We start from the raw sequence: 13,814 nt of genomic DNA on the forward strand, positions 1-13,814 counted from the left end.
GGTCTGCGGCGGACGAAACGGGAGCGGTCGATTCTACCTCCTCCCCCGCCCCGTTAGACTCCGCCGCCTCTCGCCCGCTTCGCTTCGAACCGACCTCGATCTCATGCCCGCCTGCGTGCTCGCCTATTCCGGCGGTCTGGACACCTCCGTCATCCTCGGCTGGTTGCAGGACGAAGGCTGGGACGTGCACTGCGTCTACGTGGATATCGGCCAACCCGGCGAGGACAAGCAGGCGATCCTCAAGAAGGCCCAGGACTGCGGCGCCAAAAGCGCCCGCATCGTCGACGTCACGGAGGAACTCTGCCGGGACTTCGCCTTCCCCGTGCTCAAGGCCGGGGCGAAATACGAGAGCATCTACCTGCTGGGCACCAGCATCGCCCGGCCGCTGATCAGCAAGGTGATGTTGCAGGTCGCCCGGGAAGTCGGCGCCACGGCGTACGCCCACGGGGCGACCGGCAAGGGCAACGACCAGTGCCGCTTCCAGCTCGCCGCCGAGGCGCTGGACCCCACGGTCCAGATGATCGCCCCCTGGCGGATCAAAGCCTTCCGCGATCGCTTCCCCGGCCGCACCGAGCTGATCGCCTACTGCGAGGAAAAGGGCATCCCGGTCAAAGCGACCAGTGCCAAGCCCTACAGCAGCGACGAGAACTGCCTACACGTCTCCTACGAAGCCGGCGATCTGGAGGACCTCTCCGTGGCCGGCGTGGACGTGGTCGACTTCACGATGGGCGTCTCCCCGCAGGAGGCCCCGGACAAGCTGGAGGAGGTCACCGTCGGCTTCGAGAAGGGCGTGCCCGTCTCCATCAACGGACAGAAACTCGACGCCAAGGACCTCGTGGAGAAGGCGAACGAGTTGGCCGGTCGCAACGGCGTCGGCCGGATTGACATGGTCGAGAACCGCTTCGTCGGCATGAAGAGCCGCGGCGTCTACGAGGCTCCCGGCATGACGCTGCTCTACGAGGCCCACCGCATGCTGGAGGAGCTGACCCTCGACCGGGACCTGATGCACCTCCGCGATCAACTCTCGCCGATCGTCGCGGAGATGGTCTACTACGGACTGTGGTACACGCCGAAGCTGGACGCCCTGTTCGCCTTCACGGACAAGGCCCAGGAGCCCGTCACCGGCGAGGTGACGCTCGGCATGTATAAGGGGAACCTGTCGGCCCGCCGGCGCTCCTCGCCGAACAGCCTATACGACGCGGAGATCGCGTCGATGGAGGGCGGCGGCAGCTACGACCAGGACGACGCCACCGGCTTCCTGCGGATCACCGGCCTGCCCAGCCGCGTGCAGGGCACGGTCACGCCGCGCAGTTACTGAGTCCCCCCGCGGCGCCGCGGCTCCCGCGGCGTCGGCCCCTTCCCTGCCCCGCCTGCGAAACGCGGCGGGCTCGCGTTTGAACGGATCGCTGCGGGATGGGCGCCGACGCCTGGATCACCCTCGCCGTGGTGGCGGCGCTGTTCGTCAGCCTGCTGAAGAACTGGGCTCCGCCGGACGTGTTATTCCTCGGGGCCGGCGCCGGGCTGGCCGTACTCGGCGTGATCTCGCCCGCGGAGGCGTTCGCCGGGTTCTCCAATGCGGGGATGCTGACGGTCGCCGCCCTGTTCGTCGTGGTGGCGGGCCTGCGGGAGACGGGGGTGCTGGACTACGTCGGCCATCATGTGCTCGGCGCCGCCCGCACCGAACGCAGCGCTCTGGCTCGACTGGCGGCGGCGGTGCTGCCGATGTCGGCGTTCCTCAATAACACGCCGATCGTGGCGATGTTCGTCCCGGTCGTAATCGACTGGGGCCGGCGGCATCAGGTTTCGCCGAGCAAGCTGCTGATTCCGCTGTCGTTCTTCGCCATCCTGGGCGGCACCTGCACGCTGATCGGAACCTCGACGAACCTCGTCGTCAATGGCCTGATGGTCGACGCCGGCCTGCGGGGCATGAGCCTGTTCGAGATCGGCGCCGTGGGGCTGCCGTACGCGATCGTCGGGCTGGGCTACCTGTTTTTCTTCGGCGGCACGTTGTTACCGGAGCGGAAAGAACTGCTGGAGCAGTTGGAGGACGCCCGCCGCGAGTATCTCGCGGAGATGGCGGTGCAGCCGGGATGCCGGCTGGTCGGGAAAACGGTCGAGCAGGCCGGGCTCCGCCAGCTGCATGGGCTGTTCCTCATCGAGATCGACCGCGCCGGCGAGACCGTCGCCCCGGTCGGCCCGGACGACGCGATCCACGAGGGCGACCGGCTGACGTTCGCCGGGGTCGTCGGGAGCATTATCGATTTGGAGAAGATTCCCGGGCTCGTCCCGGTCGCCGACCCGGACTACGAGGTGCTCCCGAGTCGTCAGCGGAGCCGCCGGCTGTGCGAGGCGGTGGTGTCCGATAGTTCCCCGCTGATCGGCAAATCGATCCGCGACGCGGACTTCCGCGGCACCTACGGGGCGGCGGTCGTCGCTGTGCACCGGGCCGGCAAACGGGTCGAGCGGAAGATCGGCGACATCGTGCTTCGCCCCGGCGACGCCCTGTTGTTGCAGGTTCGGCCGCACTTTCTGCGGGCGTACCGTCACAGCCCGGCGTTCTATCTCGTCAGCGGCGTCGACGATTGGCGCCCGGTCCGGCGGGACCGCATGTGGCTCTCGCTGGGCCTGTTCGCGGGACTGCTGGTCCTGATGACCACCGGCGCGGTGCCGATCCTGTTGACCGCCGTGCTGACCGCGGTGCTGATGGTCGCCCTCGGCTGCATCTCGTCCGGGGACGCCCGCCGCAGTATCGAATGGCAGGTGCTGATTACGATCGCCGCGGCCTTCGGCGTGGGCTCCGCCCTCGAAAACTCCGGCGCCGCCGCCGCCGTGGCCACAGAGCTGGTAGAGGCCACCAGGCCCTGGGGGCCGGTCGCGGCGCTGGCGACGATCTACGTCCTCGGTTCGATCATCACGGAATTGATCACCAATAACGCCGCGGCGGTGCTGATGTTCCCCTTCTGCCTGGAGACCGCCAAGCAATACGAGGCCGACCCCATGCCGTTCCTCGTCGCCCTGATGCTCTCGGCGTCCGCCAGCTTTATGACGCCGATCGGCTACCAGACGAACATGATGATCTACGGTCCCGGCGGCTATCGCTTCGGCGACTTCCTCAAGATCGGCGCCCCGCTGAATCTGCTGTTGGGGGCCGTGGCGCTTGTGCTGATCCCCTGGATCTGGCCGTTCCGCTGACGCCGTGACGCCCGGACCGTCCCATTTCGGCGACGGCCCCCGACGCCGCGGGCCGTCGGCCTAGGATGGCGGCATGTCTCGCTACTTCGCCGTCTCCGACGTTCACGGCTGTGACGTCGCCCTGGAAACGCTGCTCACGTCGCTCGATCTGCGACAGGGCGACGGCCTCGTCCAGTTGGGCGACCTGTGCGATCGCGGCCCAGACACCGCCCGGGTTCTCGACCTGCTGATCGCGTTGGGCGAAGAGATCGACCTGCGGGTGATCCTCGGCAACCACGACGAGATGTTCCTCGGGGCGCTGGGCCGGCCGGGGTTCCGGGACGTCGGCCCGAACTGGCTGGCGTTCGGCGGCCGGGAGACGCTGAACAGCTACGGCGGCAGGCCGCAGGACGTCCCCGAGGACCACATCCGATTCCTCGAGAGCGCCGCCGGGCTGGTCGAACGGGGCCGCGACGTCTTCGTGCACGCCCTGATCGACCCGGCCCTGCCGCTGTCGGAACAGCCCCCGGAGGCGCTCCGCTGGGAGAAGCTGACCTACGAGGAGCCGCCCCCTGCGGAGGGCCGACGGGTCGTGTGCGGGCACACCGCCCAGTCTTCCGGCGAGCCCCGCGTCTGGCCGGGGTGGTGCTGCATCGACACCAAGGTTTACGCCGCGGACGGCTGGCTCACGGCGCTGGAAGTCGGCGGGGACGGCGGGGACCGAATCTGGCAGGCGAACCAACGGGGGGACGCCCGGGGGCCGTTCGATTTGGCGAGGTTCGAGGACCGCGGGTAGGGTTCCCGCCCCGGCCTCGAGCGCCGGCCCCCGCCCGCCCCTCCTGTCCGGCCCCCGCAATGCCCCGCCTAATTGCGACGCCCAGCCTCGTCGAGGCCGCCGGCACGCCGCCCAAGCGCATCGAGGAATTCGTCGGTCGCGTCAACAGCGGGACCGACGCGCTTTCCATCGCCCGAATGACCAGCCCGTTCGGGTGGAGCGAGCCCGGCCAGCGGCCGGACTTCGACGAGTACACCGTCGTGCTCACCGGCATCCTGCGGGTCGAAACCGCGGACGGCGACCCGCTGGACGTCGCCGCCGGTCAGGCGGTGCACGTCGCCGCGGGCGAGTGGGTGCGCTACAGCACGCCCCACGACGGCGGGGCGACTTACATTGCCGTCTGCACCCCCGCCTTCTCCCCCGACACCGTTCACCGCGACGCCGCATGACTTCCCCCCCGCTGAGAATCGCCGTCCACGGGGCCTCCGGGCGGATGGGCCGCCGGGTCGTCGCCGGCGTGATGGCCGCCGAGAACGTGACGCTCGCCGCTGCGTTGGATCACTCGGACTCCCCGCACCTCGGCGTGGACGCCGGTGAGTTGGCGGGCGAAGGCCCGGCGGGGGTGCCGATCACGGAGCGGTTCGGCGACGCCCAATGCGACGCGGTGATCGACTTCTCTACGCCGGACGGACTGATCGGCGTCCTCACTTCTTGCGTAAAGCGGAACCTGCCGATCGCGGTGGCGACCACGGGGCTCTCCGACAGTCAGATGGACGCCGTGCGGACCGCGGCGGAGAGCGTGCCGATCGTGTTCGCCCCGAGTTTCAGCACGGCGGTGAACGTCGCCATGCGGCTGACGGCGATCGCCGCCGCGGCGCTGAAGGACGTGCCCGGCGGGGCGGACGTGGAGATCGTCGAACGCCACCACCGCTACAAGGAGGACGCCCCCAGCGGCACGGCGCTGCGGTTCGCGGAGATCGTGCGCGGAGTGATGGGGCAGGACGAGTTCGCCCACGGCCGCAGCGGTCGCCCCGGCGCCCGCCCGCACGGCGAGATCGGCCTGCACGCGGTGCGGGAGGGGGACAACGTGGGCGAGCATTCGATCCTGTTCGGCATGCTCGGGGAGACGTTGGAGATCGCGGTCCGCGGCCGCACCCGGGACAGCTACGCCAACGGTTCGATCGCGGCGGCCCGGTGGGCGGTCGGCCGGCCGCCGGGGCTTTACGGGATGGACGAGGTGCTCGGGCTCAAGTGATCGGGGCGGTCGCGCCGATGCTGCCGAGTGTTCCCCCCCGCCCACGGCTCGCGCATGGACGCCCCCGCCGCACGCCCCGCCCTCTTTCGGTTCGAGCGTCTCGCGTCGCCCGCCGCGGAGGAGCTGCGCGCCGCGCCGCCCGCCGGACCGGCGCTGCGGCGGAACCCCCGCGCCGCCTCGGCGTGGCGGGGGCCGGTGCTGGCCTGCGGGGTGACGATCGCCGCCACCGCTGGCCTCGCCTACGCCGTGCTCGCCCCGGAGGACGGCCGCCGGCACAAAGCGGCGGTCCCGGCCAGGACTGACGCCGGCGTGATTCTGATCTCCGCCGAGGACGCCGCGGCGGAACTCTCCGCCGCCCCCGACGAGTCGGCGTCGGCGGACGTCGCGGCCCCGCCGGTGGTCACGGCGTTGCACCTGTGGGACGGCCGCCCGATCCGGGCCGTGCCGACCGACACCCTGCCGGAAGCGTTCGACGCCGCCGGCGGCCGGATCCCCCCGGACGGCGTCATTCGCGCCGGCGGCGCAGGGGGCGAGGCGCCGTCCTCCCACGCGGGGGCCGTGGCCCCCGCAGTTTGGCTGACCGGCGAGATCGCCGAGTAACGCGGCTCCCCGGCGCGAAGCGGGCGGCGGTGCGGTTGTCGGCAGATCGCGGGGGGACCATCATCGCGCCGCCCGACGGTTGCGCGATTCGTGACGGGGCTCCCCCCGGTCCGACTTCTTTGAGCGTGCGGCGATGGCAGCGGCGAACGGTTCCCCCACCGCAGGCACCCCCGAGCCCACCGGCGGCGGGGCCGTGTTGATCGCCCGGTTGGCGGTGATGATGTTCCTGCAGTTCTTCGTGTGGGGGAGTTGGTACGTCTCCACAGGGAACTTCATCCTCAACGGCTCCGGCTGGAACGACGCGGCCGGCGTGACCGGGTGGGCCTACTCCGTGGCGCCGATCGCCGCGATCCTCGCCCCGCTGTTCCTGGGCATGGTGGCCGACCGCTTCTTCGCCAGCGAGCGCGTGCTCGCCGGGTTGATGTTGCTCGGCGCCGTCGCCATGGCCGCCGTGCCGACGGTCCTCGGGCCGAACCCTTCGGACGACGACACGACCCTCTACCTTTTACTGCTGTTCGCCCACTCGCTCTGCTTCATGCCCACGCTGGGGCTGACGAACACGGTCGCGTTCTCGCACATCAGTAACCCCGAGAAGCAGTTCCCGATCGTCCGGGTGTTCGGCACGCTGGGGTGGATCGTCGGCTCGATCCTGGTCAGCAAGTGGGAAACGTGGTTCGGAGCCGCCGGCTGGACCGGCCCGGACCTGGAGGCCGGCGTCGGCCAATATTGGGTGACGGCCGTCGCCTCCGCGGCGCTGGCGGTTTACAGCCTGACGCTGCCCCACACGCCCCCGCCGGCGAAGGGGCAGGCCTCCACGCCCGCGGACCTGCTGGGCTTCGGGGCGATCGGGATGATGAAGGACCGCAGCTTCGCCGTGTTCATGATCGCCAGCGGGCTGCTGTGCATTCCGCTGGCCGGGTACTACGGCTTTGCGAACGGGTTCCTGGGCGACAGCGGCTTTGAGGACCCCGGGTTCAACATGAGCTTCGGTCAGATGAGCGAAGTCCTGTTCATGCTGGCGATGCCCTTCGCCTTCGCCCGGCTGGGCGTGAAGTGGATGCTCGCCGCGGGCATGGGCGCGTGGGTCCTTCGTTACGCACTGTTCAGCGCCGCCGCGGACGGCGGCCCGCTGGACGGCGATGGCGCGAAGGGGCTGATCTTGGCGGGCGTCATCCTGCACGGGATTTGCTACGACTTCTTCTTCGTCACCGGACAGATCTATACGGAAAAGCGGGCCCCGAAGAACCTCCGCGGGCAGGCCCAGGGCTTTCTCGTGCTGATGACGCAGGGCGTCGGCCTGCTGATCGGCGCCCAGTTGTTCGGGCTGCTCGCCGGGGCCTACACGACCGGCGAGGGCGACGCGGCGGTGCGGGATTGGCCGACGATCTGGCTTTGGCCGTGCATCGCCGCGGCGGTCATTCTCGCGCTGTTCCTCCTGCTGTTCCGTGACCGACTCAGCGACGCCCAGCGGGCGGGCCTGGCCGCGAGCGGCGAGGACACCGGAGCCCCGCCGCCCGCGACCGATCCCGGCGTCGGCGGCATGCCGGCCAAGGGGCAACGCTGATCGCCTCGACCGCACCGGCGCTCCCCAGCGACGCGGCCGTTGCCGAAACGGACGCGTCCCTCGACCGGCGGAAGCCGTCGCTGGGGTTGCGCATCCGGCTGGGCGTGCTATGGGCCCTCCAGTGGGGCGTCACCGGCGCCCTGCTCACCTATCTGCCCCTGTACTTCGAGGGTCGCGGTCTCTCCCGGGGGCAGCTCGGCAGCCTATTCGCCGTCGCGGCGGTGGGGCTGTGGGTGGCGCCGATTGCCGTGGGGCAGCTCTGCGACCGGCTGATCGGGGCGGAGAAGTACCTCGCCGTCGCCCACTTCTTCAGCGGCGTCACGCTGCTGACAGTGCCCTTCGCGGCAAACATCTTCTCCGTCACCGGGGAGGGGTTCTGGTTTCTGATCGCCACGGTCGGGCTCTTCAGCGCCCTGTATTTCCCGACGCTGCCGGTCGTCAGCGCGGTGACCTTCCGCCACCTGCCGGACCCGGACACCCAGTTCGGCCGCGTGCGGCTGTGGGGCACCGTGGGCTGGGTGCTGGCGGGGCTGTTCGTCTCCGTCTGGCTCGGGCAGCGGGAGGCGTTGGAGTGGCTCAGCCGGAACGCCCCGGCGATGCGGGACCGGCTGACGCACCTCGACAGCCTGCTCCGCCGGCTCGCCCCGGTGGACGACGCCGACTGCTTCCGCATTGCGGCGGTGCTGTCGTTCGCCCTGTCCAGCTTCTGCGCGTGGTTGCCGCGGAGCCCTCCCCCGAAACCGACCAGCGGCCGCTTCGCGCCGCTGCAAACGCTCGGATTGTTGAGGGATCGCCAGTTCGCCCTGCTGATCGCGGCGAGCTTCGCCCTGTCGCTGATCGTGCCGGTCTACACCCTGGAGGTGCCGGGCCTGCTGGTTCGCGAAGGCTACGACTCGGACTGGGTGCCCGCCGTGATGACGATCGGGCAGCTCTCTGAGTTCCCCGCCCTGCTGTTGCTGGGGTTCTGTCTGAGGCGGTTGGGGGTGACGATGACGTTCACCCTCGGCGTGGCGGCGTGGGCGCTGCGGTTCCTGCTGCTCGCCGTGACCGAGGCCACCGGCCCGGTGCTGGCCGGGCTGGCGCTGCACGGGGTCTGCCACGTGTTCCTGATCGTCGCCGTGCAGTTGTACGTCGACGCGAAGTGCCCGCCGGACCTGCGGGCGAGCGCGCAGAACCTGTTCGCCGTGGTGACCGTCGGCGTGGGGATGCCGCTGGGCTTTCTGATCTCCGGGACGCTGTCGGAGTGGGCGTCCGGCGGGACGGAAAGCCCGTCGCGGTTGCTGTTCCTCGCCGCGGCGATCGCGGTCTCCGCGGTGCTGGTCCCGGTCTGGATGGTGGGGCGGCGGGGACGGGCCTGAACGCCGCCGCCCCCCGCGTTCCCGCCGCCCGATCGTGTCTCCGAACTACTGCCGGACCGGCACCATGCGTGTGACGCCGACCATCGGGGCGGGGATCTCCGGGTGGGTGAAGCGGCGGCCGTTCACGCCGAAGTTCTGGCCCACGCGGCCGGCGAGACCCAGCCGCGGGTCGTCCTGCAGGTAGGCGGTCACCTTGCCGTCGGGAGCGACGAGGGCGAAGCGGGGGGCTTCCGGGTGCGGCGGGTTCGTCACCTCCCGCAACACGCCGACCGCCTCGAAGGCCATCGCTCCCGGGGGCGCCGACGCCCCGGCGGGGCCCGCGGACGGGCCGGGGGCGGGTTCGGTGTGGGACATCTGGTCAATCCCGCCCGGGGCGGCCAGCGAGGGGGCGTCGTCGTACGGATTGAACTGCTCCGGGCCGGTCGCCATCCGCGGCGGGGCGGAGAGGGTCGGGAAGCCCTCGGCCGTCTGCGGACCGAACCCGGCTCCGTACGGGGCACCCTCGTACTCCACGCCGTACGGCTGTTCGACCTGGGCGAATCGACGCAGGGTCTCGGCGGCCTCGGCGGTCAGCACCGCGTCGCGGCGGTCGGTGCGGGCGGTGAGTTGGACGTAGTCGTTGTATTCGCCGCGGATCTTCTTCAGCACGTCCACCCGCACCAACCGGGCCTGGGCAAGCCGGCGGACGGCGTTGGAGCTGGCCCGGTCGCGGAGGTCCCGCAGGTCGGCTTCGAGGTCGACGAGGTTCCAGCTCTGCGGATCGGCGTCCAGCAGTTCGTCCAGGCGGCGATCGAGCTGCTCCAGCCGGCGGCGGTCGGCGGCGACGGCCTCGGCCCCGTGGGCGGAGAAGCGATCGGCCCGCGTCGGGTCCTCCGGGCCGCTCGGCCCCCGCCCGGCGCCCGACGCGGAGGAGCGGGCCATCGGAGCCGCGGGCGCCCCAAGGTTGGCGAACGGATCGGTCGCGGCCGTCTGCGTGGCGGCCCCGAGCGAGGACGCTCCCGTCGGCGGGCCGCCGGCGTCGGCGGCCAGCAGCGGAGCGGCGGAGGCGCCGCCCGCCAGCGGCTGCGGCGCCGTGAAGGCGACTTCGACCACCCCGCTGCCCATCGCGTCGACCGGGGCCGGGGCGAACGGGTCAGTCCCGGCCACGACGGCCCCGTTGGGCGGCGGGGCGCCGGCGTCCAGGAGGTCGGCGGGGACGGCGTAGGGATCGCGGTCGCGGTCGGCCCGGGCCTGGGCGTTCGCCGGCACAAGGTAGCGCAGCTGCACCCAGCGGTGCTCGCCCATCGGGGAGGGAATCTGGGCCCAAACCTCCGGCCCCTTCGGCCCGGGCAGCGAGCGCGTGCCCTGCACCGTCACCGACTGCCCGGCCTTCAGCGGGACCTGTTCGATCATCGGGTCCTCGCCGACCCGGCTGCCGACGCGGCAATACAGCTCGGCGCCGGTGGCGGTGACGGTCGCGGTCCCCCCGCCCTCGGCGGTGCCGGCGTTCATCGTCAGCCATTCCAGCCGGGCGAAGCTGATCGCCCCGGCGGGGGCCTGAATCATCGCCCGGCCGTCCGGGTCGTGCCGGACGACGGTCACCTCCGTGCCGCGGGGCAGCGTGGTGGTGACGTAATCGTCCGCCAGCGGCCCGGCGTGGACCGGCAGACCGTCCGCGGCGACCCGGGCCTGGTAGGGGAACTCCTGCGCAACCGCGGACGCGGCGCAGCACAGCAGGGCGAGGCAGAGGACGGGGCGCATAACGGACGATTCCCTTCGGACGCGAAGCGGGACCGCGGGGGCTTAGCGGATCGCGTCGGACGGGGGCTAGACCAGTCGGCCGTTCAGCACACGTCGATGTACGGCGTCTTCCAGGAGATCACCTCGCCGCCCCGAACCGTCAGCCGATACAGCAGCGGCTGGACAGCGAACGCCCGCCGCTTCTCAGCCTCCGCGGGGCTGCGGCCGGCGCACACCTTCTCGATCATCGCGTCGGTCATAAACGCGTCGACGTCGACGACGAACGTCGGCGGGTCCGCCCCGCCTTCCGCCGGGTCGCGGTGCCGCGACGACCGGACGGCCGGCCGATAGGCCGGCAGGTTCTCCGCCGCCCAGGCCAGCGCGACCTCGGCGGGGGGGGCGTCGGTCGAACGTGTTTCGCTCACTTCTTCCGCACGGCGATCAGCCGGTCGTAGGTGCGGAAGTAGACTGTGCCGTCGGCGACCGCGGGGCTGGCGGAGGTCGGTTCGCCGAGTTCCATCCGGCCGAGCAGTTCGAACTCCGGGCCCGCCTTGACCACAGAGACGATGCCGTCGCGGTCCACCGCGTACAGCTTGCCGTCCGCCAGCGTGGGGCTGGCCCGGTAGTTCCCGCCGGTGAGGCGTTCCTGATACAGCTCCTTGCCGGTGGCGGCGGCGTGGCAGCCCAGCACGCCGCGTTCGCCCATCAGGTAGACCAGTTTGTCCGTCACCAGCGGCGTCGAGACGTCCGGCGTGCCGCGGTCCAGCCGCCAGGCGACGGCGTCCGTCCCGACGACGTCCGCGGCCTGCGGGCCGTCTTCGCCCTGCTCCGGGCCGGCGTCGGCGGCGACCTTGCGGGCCGCGGCGGCGTCGACGGCGAACACCGGTCCGCGTTTGGCGGTCGGCACGACGACCATCCCGGTCCCGTTCGGGCCGGCACCGACGCCGGGGCTGGCGACGAACCGCAGCGTCGTGTGGTAGTCCGGCCCCGGCGGGTTCAGGCCGCCCAGGCGCCACAGTTCGGCGCCCTCGGCCTCGTCCTTGGTCGAGTGGGCGATGGCGTAGTCCCCGCCGTGGGTGATCAGCGAGGGCGGCGTCGTGAACGGGTTCAGCATGATCGAGGCGTAGCTGTGCTCGTTCTCTCGGCTGGCGCCGGTGCGGCGGCCGCGTTCCCAGACCGTGTCGCCGGTGGCGGCGTCGAGGGCGGCGACGCGGGCCTCGTCGGTGGAGGCGTCGCCGTCGCCGTGGATCAGTTGGAAGTAGAGCCGGCCGTCGTACAGCACGGGGGTGCTGCTGAACCCGAACTGGATGTCGAACTCGCCGAAGCGTTGTTGCAGGTTCGCCCCCCAGACGGGTTCGCCCTCGACGGTCATGCAGGCGACTGTGCCGTCGCCGAAGGTCGACCAGACGTGTTCCCCGTCGGTCACGCAGCTGTTCGAGGCGCTATTGCCCTCGTCCACACGGGCCGTCTCGTTGCCCGTACCCGCGGTCCGGCGCCACAGTTCCTTGCCGCTGTCGGCGTCGAAGGCCAGGACGATCAGTTGGGCGTCCGGCCCGACGCCCTCGGCGGCGGTGACGAACAGGCGGCCGCCGGCGATCACCGGAGTGCCGCCGCCGGGGCCGGGCAGCGGGGCGCTCCAGGCGACGGCGCCGTCGCCGTCGGCGTTCCAGTCGGCCGGCAGGTTCGTTTCCGGGGAGGAACCGTCGAAGGCCGGCCCCCGCCACTGCGGCCAGTCGGCAGCGGCGACGTGGCAGGCGAGCGACGTCGGCAACAGGAGGGCCGCGAGCGCGGCGAGCGGGCGGGACATGGGGAAGGTCTCCAAGGCGGGAAAAGCGGCGACGGATAGGATCGCCTGCATTCGACCCCGGCGAAACCGCATGCGGATCGCCCGGTTCGATTGCTCCCCCGCCCTTCCCCCACTTCCAACCGGAGCCGGCCGTGCAGCCCCTCTTTTCCCACGGCGACTGGCGGACCCCCGGCAAGCCGTCGGAGGTGACGAACCCCTACGACGGCGCCGTGATCGACACGGTCCCCACCGCCGACGCCGCCGAGGTGGACGCCGCCCTCGCCACGCTGACCGACGGGGCGAAGGCGATGCGGGCCATGAATCCCCGCGACCGGGCGGCGATCCTGTTTCATGCCTCCGACGCGATCGCCGCGAATCCGGAGGAGTGGGGCCGACGCATCTGTGCCGAGGGCGGCAAGCCGATCGGCGAGGCCGTCGGCGAGGCGAACCGGGCGGTGGAGACGCTGCGGCTGTCGGCGATCGAGGCCGAACGCCTCGGCGGCGAGGTCGTACCGATTGACGCCGCCCCCAACGGAGCCGGCAAGCTGGCCTTCACCCGCCGCGTGCCCTGCGGGGTCGTCGCGGCGATCACGCCGTTCAACTTCCCGCTGAACCTGGTGTGTCACAAAGTCGGCCCGGCGATCGCGGCGGGGAACGCCGTGCTCCTCAAACCGGCCGGCGTCACCCCGCTGTCCGCCCTCGCCCTGACCCGACTGCTGTTGGAATGCGGACTGCCGGAGCAGGCGATCACCTGCCTGACCGGCCCCGGCGGAGAACTCGGCGAGGCGATCTGCGGCGACCCGCGGGTGCGGAAGATCACCTTCACCGGCAGCGACGCGGTCGGGGCGAAGATCATCGCTACGGCGGGGGTCAAGAAGGTCACGCTGGAACTGGGCTCGAATTGTCCCGCGGTGGTCTTCGCCGACGCCGACCTGCCCGCGACCGCCTCCCTGCTCGCCAAGCAGGCCACGGCGAACGCCGGGCAGGTGTGCATCTCGCTCCAGCGAGTCTTGGTGGAACGCTCAGCTCATGCGGAGTTCCGCGACCTCCTCGTGGAAGCTTTCTCTCAGTTGAAGACCGGCGATCCGGCAGACGAGGCGACGGACGTCGGCCCGCTGATCCGCCGCTCCGACGCCGAACGGGTCGAGCAGTGGCTCAACGAAGCCGTCGAGGCCGGGGCGACCCGCGTCTGCGGCGGGGAGCGGGACGGCTCGCTCCTCACCCCCGCCCTATTGGACGGCGTGGAGCCCGGGATGAAGGCCTACGATGAAGAACTGTTCGGCCCGGCCTGCGGCCTGCGGAGCTTCGAGACCGAGGAGGAGGCCGCCGCGATGGCGAACGACACCCGCTACGGCCTCGCCGCGGGCGTCTACACCCGCGACCTGTCACGGATGGTCCGGCTGAGCGAGTCGATCGACGCCGGGGTGCTGAACTTCGGCCCGGGCTCCGGCGGCGGCGGCCCGCAGTACCGGGCCGACCTGATGCCCTACGGCGGCCTCGGTTCCAGCGGCCTCGGCAAGGAGGGCCCGCGGTACGCCGTCGAGGAGATGACCGAGACGAAGTGCGTGGTGATTCACCCCTGACGT

General features: G+C 71.4%; 12 protein-coding genes. 9 read left to right on the plus strand and 3 right to left on the minus strand.

The features are described 5' to 3' along the window. The first annotated feature begins 103 nt into the window (after nucleotides 1-103). The 8 genes from CA12_RS20050 (at nucleotide 104) to CA12_RS20085 (ending at nucleotide 8,723) form a co-directional block, all read left to right on the plus strand. Nucleotides 104-1,318: an argininosuccinate synthase gene (locus CA12_RS20050; protein ID WP_145360905.1), complete on the plus strand. Its 1,215-nt coding sequence runs from the start codon at nucleotides 104-106 to the stop codon at nucleotides 1,316-1,318. A gap of 95 nt (nucleotides 1,319-1,413) precedes the next feature. After that, nucleotides 1,414-3,192, plus strand: a complete 1,779-nt coding sequence (locus CA12_RS20055; protein WP_145360906.1) for an SLC13 family permease — start codon at nucleotides 1,414-1,416, stop codon at nucleotides 3,190-3,192. Between the two features lie 73 nt (nucleotides 3,193-3,265). Next, nucleotides 3,266-3,967, plus strand: coding sequence for a metallophosphoesterase (locus CA12_RS20060; protein WP_145360907.1), 702 nt, complete (start codon nucleotides 3,266-3,268; stop codon nucleotides 3,965-3,967). Nucleotides 3,968-4,026: 59 nt separating this feature from the next. Further along, entirely contained in the window at nucleotides 4,027-4,395 is a 369-nt protein-coding gene (locus tag CA12_RS20065) for a cupin domain-containing protein (protein ID WP_145360908.1), read from the plus strand. Next, nucleotides 4,392-5,201 (plus strand): 4-hydroxy-tetrahydrodipicolinate reductase, encoded by an 810-nt coding sequence (gene dapB, locus CA12_RS20070; protein WP_145360909.1) that lies wholly within the window; start codon nucleotides 4,392-4,394, stop codon nucleotides 5,199-5,201. Before CA12_RS20065 ends, dapB begins: the two co-directional genes overlap by 4 nt. 54 nt (nucleotides 5,202-5,255) lie before the next feature. Continuing rightward, nucleotides 5,256-5,801, plus strand: coding sequence for a hypothetical protein (locus tag CA12_RS20075; protein ID WP_145360910.1), 546 nt, complete (start codon nucleotides 5,256-5,258; stop codon nucleotides 5,799-5,801). Between the two features lie 133 nt (nucleotides 5,802-5,934). Further along, the gene (locus CA12_RS20080; protein WP_145360911.1) at nucleotides 5,935-7,365 is read left to right on the plus strand and encodes an MFS transporter; all 1,431 of its coding nucleotides are present in this window, start codon (nucleotides 5,935-5,937) and stop codon (nucleotides 7,363-7,365) included. A 104-nt stretch (nucleotides 7,366-7,469) separates the two neighbouring features. Further along, a complete protein-coding gene (locus tag CA12_RS20085; protein WP_165700888.1) occupies nucleotides 7,470-8,723 on the plus strand; it encodes an MFS transporter in 1,254 nt (417 codons plus the stop codon). Nucleotides 8,724-8,768: 45 nt separating this feature from the next. Here the strand turns inward: CA12_RS20085 and CA12_RS20090 are convergent, their stop codons facing one another. The 3 genes from CA12_RS20090 to CA12_RS20100 form a co-directional block, all read right to left on the minus strand. Then, complete coding sequence (locus CA12_RS20090) at nucleotides 8,769-10,463, minus strand: hypothetical protein (RefSeq protein ID WP_145360913.1); 1,695 nt, start codon at nucleotides 10,461-10,463, stop codon at nucleotides 8,769-8,771. An 83-nt stretch (nucleotides 10,464-10,546) separates the two neighbouring features. Next, a complete protein-coding gene (locus CA12_RS20095) occupies nucleotides 10,547-10,867 on the minus strand; it encodes a hypothetical protein (RefSeq protein ID WP_145360914.1) in 321 nt (106 codons plus the stop codon). Next, a complete protein-coding gene (locus CA12_RS20100) occupies nucleotides 10,864-12,249 on the minus strand; it encodes an outer membrane protein assembly factor BamB family protein (protein WP_145360915.1) in 1,386 nt (461 codons plus the stop codon). Before CA12_RS20100 ends, CA12_RS20095 begins: the two co-directional genes overlap by 4 nt. A gap of 131 nt (nucleotides 12,250-12,380) precedes the next feature. Between CA12_RS20100 and CA12_RS20105 the strand changes: the two genes are divergently transcribed. Continuing rightward, entirely contained in the window at nucleotides 12,381-13,811 is a 1,431-nt protein-coding gene (locus CA12_RS20105) for an aldehyde dehydrogenase family protein (protein WP_145360916.1), read from the plus strand. Nucleotides 13,812-13,814 lie beyond the last annotated feature (3 nt).

Source organism: Alienimonas californiensis (genome assembly GCF_007743815.1).
GTDB lineage: Bacteria > Planctomycetota > Planctomycetia > Planctomycetales > Planctomycetaceae > Alienimonas > Alienimonas californiensis.

Excerpts from the sequence above, each read along its gene's own strand:
- CA12_RS20055 (WP_145360906.1), top strand. The coding sequence starts at position 1,414 with ATGGGCGCCGACGCCTGGATCACCCTCGCCGTGGTGGCGGCGCTGTTC.
- dapB (WP_145360909.1), top strand. The coding sequence starts at position 4,392 with ATGACTTCCCCCCCGCTGAGAATCGCCGTCCACGGGGCCTCCGGGCGG.
- CA12_RS20050 (WP_145360905.1), top strand. The coding sequence starts at position 104 with ATGCCCGCCTGCGTGCTCGCCTATTCCGGCGGTCTGGACACCTCCGTC.
- CA12_RS20075 (WP_145360910.1), top strand. The coding sequence starts at position 5,256 with ATGGACGCCCCCGCCGCACGCCCCGCCCTCTTTCGGTTCGAGCGTCTC.
- CA12_RS20100 (WP_145360915.1), bottom strand. The coding sequence starts at position 12,249 with ATGTCCCGCCCGCTCGCCGCGCTCGCGGCCCTCCTGTTGCCGACGTCG.
- CA12_RS20090 (WP_145360913.1), bottom strand. The coding sequence starts at position 10,463 with ATGCGCCCCGTCCTCTGCCTCGCCCTGCTGTGCTGCGCCGCGTCCGCG.
- CA12_RS20065 (WP_145360908.1), top strand. The coding sequence starts at position 4,027 with ATGCCCCGCCTAATTGCGACGCCCAGCCTCGTCGAGGCCGCCGGCACG.
- CA12_RS20080 (WP_145360911.1), top strand. The coding sequence starts at position 5,935 with ATGGCAGCGGCGAACGGTTCCCCCACCGCAGGCACCCCCGAGCCCACC.
- CA12_RS20060 (WP_145360907.1), top strand. The coding sequence starts at position 3,266 with ATGTCTCGCTACTTCGCCGTCTCCGACGTTCACGGCTGTGACGTCGCC.